Source organism: Microcystis sp. M49636_WE2 (assembly GCF_030065375.1).
Classification (GTDB): domain Bacteria; phylum Cyanobacteriota; class Cyanobacteriia; order Cyanobacteriales; family Microcystaceae; genus Microcystis; species Microcystis aeruginosa_C.
The window spans coordinates 1-7691 of sequence record NZ_JASJFG010000749.1; the positions used below are offsets into that span (position 1 = coordinate 1).

Genomic DNA, 7691 nt, shown 5'->3' on the forward strand with positions numbered 1-7691 from the left:
GGAATTTCGGGCAAGGGATTGGGTAAGTCGCTTTCTAGTTGACTAATTTCTGTCTGTAAAGTGGTTAGTAATGCTTGTCTTTCCTCTTGATTGTTGACTAACTTTTCCGATTGCCAGATAGCCTGTTGTTGTTGGTTTTGTTGTTGTCGCAAAACTGTCTCTAACTGGTCTCTTTTTCGCTTGGTTTCCCCTAGTTGTCGGGATAATTGCTGTAAAGCTTGATTGATTTCTAAAATATTGTGATTAAGTTTTTCTATCTCCAGATTACCGATATTTCTCTGATTAACTGCATCGGTGATTATTTTCTCAATCTCAATAATTCTATCCCCATACTCTTGACTTTTTTCCTCTAGTCTGATCTGTTGACTTTGTAAATCTTTCAACTGTTCGCGGACTGTAGCGAGGTGATTTTCTTGGGTTTGTAACTCCAATTCTTGAGCGCGAATTATTCCCTGTACCTGTTGCCATTCGCTATGGGTATGATTGGCCTCTAAAGCAGTTAATTTCTCCTGTTCTTCCTGTAAAGATAACTCTAAATCAGGAATTTCTCTGGTTAATACTTCTAACCGTTGACGAGAAATAGTAATTTCCTCTTGCTGACCCGATAATTGACGGTTTAAATCCTCTTTTTCTGTGGTTAAACGTTGTAAATCCTTGCTTAATTGTTGTAGAGATAATTGATTTTCCCGATGACTTTGACGGGTTTCGGTTAACTGTTGGGTTAACTGACTGATAAGATTATTAACTTGAGTAATTTTTTCTTCGTTGCGGGTAAGAATGCGATCGATTTCTGCTAATCTTTCCCGTAGAGATTCCGCTTCACTAGACTCCTTGGCAGAAATTTTACCAAAACGCAGCCCCGATCGCGTCGGTTGGCTGCCTCCGGTCATAGCGCCAGTCATCTCTAATAACTCGCCATCCAAAGTAACGATGCGATATTGATTGATATAATAACGGGCAGAATCTATATCCTCGAAAACCACGGTACTGCCAAAAATATAGTTAAAAACCTCCCGATACTGGGGTTGAAACTTAACTAAATTCACCGCTAAATCCAGATAACCCCGCGCATGACGCAGAGAGGAAATATCCTGGGGACGGGGAGGACGAATTTTATTCAGGGGTAAAAAAGTGGCCCTACCGATGCGACGCTGTTTTAGTAAGGCAATTCCGGCAGCCGCGACGCTATCATCTTGGACGACTACATGACCTAAACGACCTCCGGCGGCGATTTCAAGAGCAATTTGATAACGTTCCTCTACTTCCCCCAATTGTGCCACTAATCCGCAGATTCCGGGCAAATCTGACTGTAATAATATTTGAGTGGCATAGGTTCCCTGGGCCTCCTGTTGCGCTTGTTTGGTCGCTTCCAGTTTATCTAATTCCCTCTGTTTGTCCCGTTGTTCTTTTAGCAGACGTTTTTGGGTGTCCTGACTGATAACGCGATTTTGTTCGGCAATGGTGAGTTTTTGGGCTAAATTTTGGATATCGGGTTCCGATTGATTAATTTTTTGTAATATTTCTTGACTTTCTTCTGTTTTTGTGCTAATGACTTGCTCTAATTCTTGCAGACGTTGACCAGCTTCTACTATATTAGTTTGCAATCGATCGCATCTTTCGGTCAATTGGGCCCGTTGGCTACGGTAGGGGTTTAATTGTTCCTGAAGACGGGTAATATTGCGGGAAAGGTCACTTTGTTCTTTTACCCAAGCTTCTGACGCTTCTGCGAGACTACTTGCTTGCAGACGATGGTTTTCTAGGGTTTCCCTTGCGGTTTGGGTTGTCAGTAGGAGATTGGGTAAAATTTCAGTTTCTAAACGGCTTTTTTGGGCAGTAATCTGATTTAATTCGAGATTATAGCGATTAATTTCCTCTAAAAGTCTGTTTTTCTGTGCCTGAGACTCTTTTTCAAGGTTTTCTAACTCTTTTTGTCGTTGTTGCTGTTGTTGTCGTTTGGCCTGTTGACTCGCTAATCGGGAAGTTAGGGACAGGTGTTCATCTTCCCCGAAAGCTTTAACCTGTTGATTGAGTTTCTCTAATTCTTGACTATTTTGGGCGATTTGTTCGGATAAATTGGCGATATTCTCGGTTAAAACCTGTTTTTCCCTTTCCCCAGCTTGAATTTGTCCTTGTACTTGCTGGCAGCGCTGCTGGAGATTTTGCCAATGCAGGACAATTTCCCATTGTTGTTTTTCTTGGACTTGGGCCTTGAGTTTTTGGTATTTTTCGGCTTTAATGCGATCGAGTGCTAATTTCTCCAGAGATTTTTGCAATTCTGTGGCAATAATTTGGCAGCGTTCTTCCCTTTCTTTAACCGAATCGATATTCTCCTTAGTTTTCTCAATTTTGCGGTCAAATTCGGCTACTCCTGCCAATTCGTCGATAATTTCCCGTCTTTCCTTGGCATTCATGCTGATAATTCGGGTTACGTCCCCCTGTAACACCACGTTATACCCTTCGGGATAGATGCGTAAACGGTTTAATTGGTCGTGAAGTTCGCTAACCGTACAGGTTTCCCCATTGATATAGTAGGTAGAAGTATAGCTGCCACCCTTAGCCACTTTTAAGCGTCGGGAAACCGTCCAATCCCTATCGGTTGCGTCGGGAATATCGCTAACATCAAAAGTCACCGAAACGCTCGCTTCGGTGCTATGACGTTGACTGTTATAGCTATGATTGACTAAATCCGGTAATCTTTCGGCCCGCATTCCCTTGGAAGTAGCTAATCCCAAGCAAAATAGCAATGCGTCAAGGATATTCGACTTTCCCGAACCATTTGGACCAGAAACCACCGTAAACCCCGGTAAAAAGGGTATAGGAGTCGTTCCCCCGAAGGATTTGAAGTGTGAGAGTTCGACCTTTTTGATGTAAACCATGGCGATAAGCAAAAAGTAGGCAAGCTATCAGCTGTCAGCTTGAATCGATAAGGGATAACTCCGGTTTATCCTTGACAATATCCTCAGACTTGACCGGAGATGAGTTTGATTAGTTGCGTAGTTGGAAAATTTTATGACAACACCCTTATAGAAAAATATAGCTGATAGTCCCCTTAGATGGCTTGAATCCATTCCTTGACTTGGTACTCTGTCCAGATGCCATTTTGCCAGTAGGGATCCGATTCGATTAATTCTCGCACTTCTGACTCGCTGGCTGCCTGATAAATTGCGAAAACTTGGCTTAAATCTGCCGTTGGTCCGATAGTAACGAGAATTCCCCGTTCTTTCTGTTGATTTAATCCCTCTAGATGTGCTTGACGATAGGGTGCGCGTTTTTCCAGCACGTTTTCACAATAACTACCCCAGACAACAAATTTCGGCATATTTGACCTGTACTCTCTTGATCTGTTGCTATTTTACGATCGAATCGTCAATCAGACTAAATCGCTCTAGAAAAGTGGCAAGTGGTAGGTTTTTCGGTTATCAGTCAACAGTCATCAGTGAACTGAACAGTCAAATCTGATAAGTAATAACTGCAATAGTTAATTTTTGTAAAAAGTAGTTGACAAATTGCCAGTGCTTTAAAGTGGGATTTATGTCACTTAACTTCTTGTTAACAGCCTAAACTTCTATGGTTACTGTTAAACTTATCCAATAGACTGGGGCTGTTAAGTCAAAGTTGCGATATTAAAGGAGGCAACGATATGAACGTAATTATCGAGTGGAATGACGTTTTTTTAGAAACTATTCGGAAAATTGGTGGCGGTCCGACACCGATTGCCCGGGCGGGGGCGATGTTACAGGTGGCGATGTTTAACGCCATTAATGCCCTTTCGGGGAATTTATACAGTCCCTATCCTAGCAATTTAAAGTTAAAGCCTGATCCCGGTACTTCTCCTGAAATAGCGGCGGTTTATGCAGCCCATCGTATTCTTAGCCGGATTTATGTCAATCTGACCATGACTTTTAATACTGCTTTGGATACATCCCTGCAAAGATTAAACGTGGTTAAGATGTCCGATGCCGATACCAAAGGTAAAACCTTTGGGCAGGCCGTGGCCGATTCCATTCTCACCCTGCGTCAGAATGACGGTTCTGACCAACCTCCCCTGTATAAACCGGGTAATCAGCCGGGGGATTGGCGACCGACAGGATCTGGGGATGCGGTTGCCCCCCAATGGCCGGACGTGACTCCCTTTGTCATGACTTCTGGTCGTCAATTTCGGGCGCCCTTTCCGGGTAACTATGCTAATAAAATCGACCTTCTCCGTAGTCCTGAATATGCGGCCCAGTTTAACGAAGTCAAACTGTTAGGGGCGGCCAATTCCTCTGCGCGTACTGCTGCACAGACTAGAATTGCCTTTTTCTGGGCGAATGATGTGGATGGAACCTATAAACCCCCCGGCCATCTGTTCCGCATTACCCAAATTGTTGCCCAACAAAGAAATTTATCTCTACTGGAAACAGCGCGTTTATTTGCTCTAGTGGGTTTAGTCATGGGTGATGCCGCTATTGTGGCGTGGGATGCTAAGTACCGGCTGCCGATTAATCTCTGGCGACCGGAAACAGCGATCCGTCTGGCCGATCAAGATGGTAATTTTTTAACCGAAGCTGATCCCAATTGGCAACCCCTATCAATTAATACCGCCGGTCAGCGTTTTAGTCCCGCTTTCCCTGCCTATGTTTCTGGTCATGCCACTTTTGGGGCGGCCCACGCTGGGATTATGCGTAATTTCTTTGGTACTGATAACGTCACTTTTACCGCCGACACGGACGATCCTAACGCCGAGGGGATTAAACGCACCTATAATAGTTTTAGTTCGGCGGCTTTGGAAAATGGTCGCAGCCGTGTTTATCTGGGGGTTCACTTTCAATGGGACGGTGACCACGGTTTCTGGTCGGGTACACAGTTGGCTGATTTTGTCTATGCCAAAGTTTTACAGAAAGTTTAGGTAGAGTAATCGATAAACTACGCCTACCCATTAGTTTGAGGTAGGCGTTTTTGGCTCTTCTAGGTTCTGTGTGATAAGTTTAATACCAATTCTCCAAAGTCTGACTACAGAAGTTTAATCCCCCTAAATCCCCCTTAAAAAGGGTGACTTAAATTCGATGTGTAGTTTTCATTTAGAGAAATGGTATAACTTATCATAGGATCGATCAATCTTTGTGTTCTTTGTGGCTCTGTGGTTGATCCCGAACCCTTCTGGGATAAAGATTTAACCGGACTAAACCAAGAGAGCCTATTTATTTTTGACTGCGAGCAAAAATTTCTTCAAACCAATTAATAGCTCGATTTCCTAAAGCTTCTAGGGAATATTTTTGCTCGACTACTGCACGACAAGAATATCGATCGATCCGGTCTAAATTTTTAATTCCTGTAACTAATCCCTCGATACTATCGGGTTCAACTAAAAAACCAGTTTTTCCATCTTCAATAATTTCTACCGGACCACCGCGACGATAGGCAACTACGGGAACACCACAGGCTAAAGCTTCAATAGCCACGTTACCAAAAGCCTCAACCCAGCGCGGGGTCATCAACAGGCCAAAACAGTCGCCTAGCTCTTTTTGTAGGCTCCCAGTGGGCAAAAACCCGCGATAATCGACTAAATCGAAACTATAGGTATCCTGTAAATTTTGCCAGTAGAGAGGATCGGAAATATGACCGAAAACGCGTAAAGGCACACCCAACCGTTGACAAGCGGCGATCGCATCTTCTAAAGCTTTTTCCGGGGCAATCCGTCCCACCCAGGCTAGACAGGGGGAGGGAGCGGCCCGAAACTGATACAAAGATACGTCTAAACCATTAGCCAAACAGCGATAGGGGGGAGATATTGAGAAAGTTGCTGCTTGGGTGACGGTGTGAAAAGCGAGTAAATGGGGAAAATTGCTGTAGGTTTTTTCAATAATATGATCCATCGCCAAAGAAACGGAAGCCATGCTGACTAAATGGGCGACGGGAGTGGCAAAAAAAGGAGTGAGATAAAAAGGGAGCCAATCGTAGGCAAAATTGACAATTAAATCGTACTGACTTTGTACTTGTTGAGCGTAGTGCCACATATTAGCCAAAACGGCATTTTCCGGCATTAAAATCGGGGCTTCCCGGCCCTGACTTTGGGCGGAAATCTGGGCATTGCCCGCTATCGTGATCAAGGGTATATCCTGCAATTGCGAGGCCTCTGGAGCCACTACCCGCACCAGATAGCCTTGCCTGGTCAGAGTGCGAGCGAGATTATAAAGAGTTAATTCTACGCCACCGCCGCCCCCCGATCCCAAAAATCCCACGGGGGTGGAGATAAATAACAGTTTTCGACTCAATTTTGCACCTCAGTTGGGTGTAGTTTCGGTGAAGGTCGGTGTGGTGTCGGTGAAGGAAGTATCCTGTACATCGTCATCTTCTGGTTCACCAGTAGTTTCTAGGGGAGCAATATCTAAACGGGGAGCTAATTGCAGATTTAACTGTCTAATTGCCCAGCGTGCTGTTTCTTGCACTTCCTCATCGGGATCATCGAGGGCATGACAAATTAATTGACTGATCTGAGACATGACATCGTAGAGTCTGGTTAAATCCCGAATAGCATTTTTCCGCACCTGGGGATTTTTATCCTGGAGAGAGATAGCCAAAGCTTGGTTCATCGGACGCAGGGAGCGGGTACAGATTTGGGCGAGGGCTTCTAGGGTTAAACTGCGTTCGTAGGAATCCCCATCCACCATGCTATCGACTAAAGGCTGCATTGCCCTAGAATCGGACATCTGTGCCAGTTTCCAAACCGCCCTTCTACGGGTACGGGGATCGTCATCGCGGAGACTTTCAATTAAACTCAGGATTAAGTCTGCGTTCGGGATGCGGGAGGTAGCTTGTACGGGCAAAGAAGACGCGAAATCATCCTCCCAATTGTCATTAATCTCACTGCTGGTTTTGGTGTCCGCACCGAAGGAATTGCCATTGCCCTCAAAAAATTTGTTGAGTGGGTTTTTAGGATTGACGTAAGTGGTTTTTTTGCGGCGTTTTGAGGCTTTGTTCTTGGGACGGTATTGAAAGAAAAGCGATAGTAAAGCTGCCAATAAAGCGATGGATAACAGGGCCGAGCCAGCAATTAATGGTATTGACAAATTCTCATTTTTGGCGGCAGTGTTGGCAACCGTGCCGGTTTGACCTAGATACTTCTGCGTATCAGCGATCGCATTTTGAGCAGAGGTATCGTTCGGACGTTGTGCCAGAGCTTGTTGAAATTTTTCCAGGGCGAGTTGGTAATTTTTTTGGGCTGTGGCTTCGTAACCAGCTTTCATCAACTGATCGTAAGTGGCGACAGTCTGGGGTTGCTCTAACCTAGGTGGAGTTTGAGCGTTAGCCTTGGGTACAGCCTGAAAATCATGACCCCAACTGCTGACACTGATAGCTAACAACAATAGGAAATTGGGTTTTATCATAGAGTTGATGTGATAGTTTAGGGGGGGGAGGGTAAAAGTATGATAGCCTAAAAGCCATAAATCAAAAGCACTCAACTCCAGATATTAAGTCATGGACGCTGGTGATTGGGGAAAACCCTCCGGTGAGCGTGGGGCGAATAGTAGGGCTGTTTAGCGCTCAGGGATTATCTGTGAAAAACTGGCTTAATTAGGGTTTGCTGAATAAATCTAAAAACCTTGTTGGATAAGGCTTTTAGACTTTTTTGACCTCAAAAAGTGCCGACCATTGGAGGGATCGGGGGTAAAATTCAGGTACTTTTTCCCTGAAAATTAGGTAACTGACTA

At 44.5% G+C, this 7691-nt stretch carries 5 protein-coding genes; 1 reads left to right on the top strand and 4 read right to left on the bottom strand.

Annotated features, from left to right (window positions below):
* Both smc and PX484_RS17170 read right to left on the bottom strand, forming a co-directional pair.
* Nucleotides 1–2876, bottom strand: a 2876-nt coding sequence (gene smc, locus PX484_RS17165) for a chromosome segregation protein SMC (RefSeq protein WP_288104893.1), incomplete at its 3' end; no start/stop codon positions are given.
* A gap of 173 nt (nucleotides 2877–3049) precedes the next feature.
* Nucleotides 3050–3319 (bottom strand): YciI family protein, encoded by a 270-nt coding sequence (locus PX484_RS17170; RefSeq protein WP_002775909.1) that lies wholly within the window; start codon nucleotides 3317–3319, stop codon nucleotides 3050–3052.
* A gap of 321 nt (nucleotides 3320–3640) precedes the next feature.
* Between PX484_RS17170 and PX484_RS17175 the strand changes: the two genes are divergently transcribed.
* Complete coding sequence (locus PX484_RS17175; RefSeq protein WP_287666076.1) at nucleotides 3641–4888, top strand: vanadium-dependent haloperoxidase; 1248 nt, start codon at nucleotides 3641–3643, stop codon at nucleotides 4886–4888.
* A gap of 292 nt (nucleotides 4889–5180) precedes the next feature.
* Here PX484_RS17175 and PX484_RS17180 read toward each other — a convergent pair whose 3' ends face one another.
* Entirely contained in the window at nucleotides 5181–6254 is a 1074-nt protein-coding gene (locus PX484_RS17180; protein WP_287767367.1) for a glycosyltransferase family 4 protein, read from the bottom strand.
* Nucleotides 6255–6263: 9 nt separating this feature from the next.
* Nucleotides 6264–7367, bottom strand: a complete 1104-nt coding sequence (locus PX484_RS17185; RefSeq protein ID WP_002800173.1) for a HEAT repeat domain-containing protein — start codon at nucleotides 7365–7367, stop codon at nucleotides 6264–6266.
* Nucleotides 7368–7691: the final 324 nt, after the last annotated feature.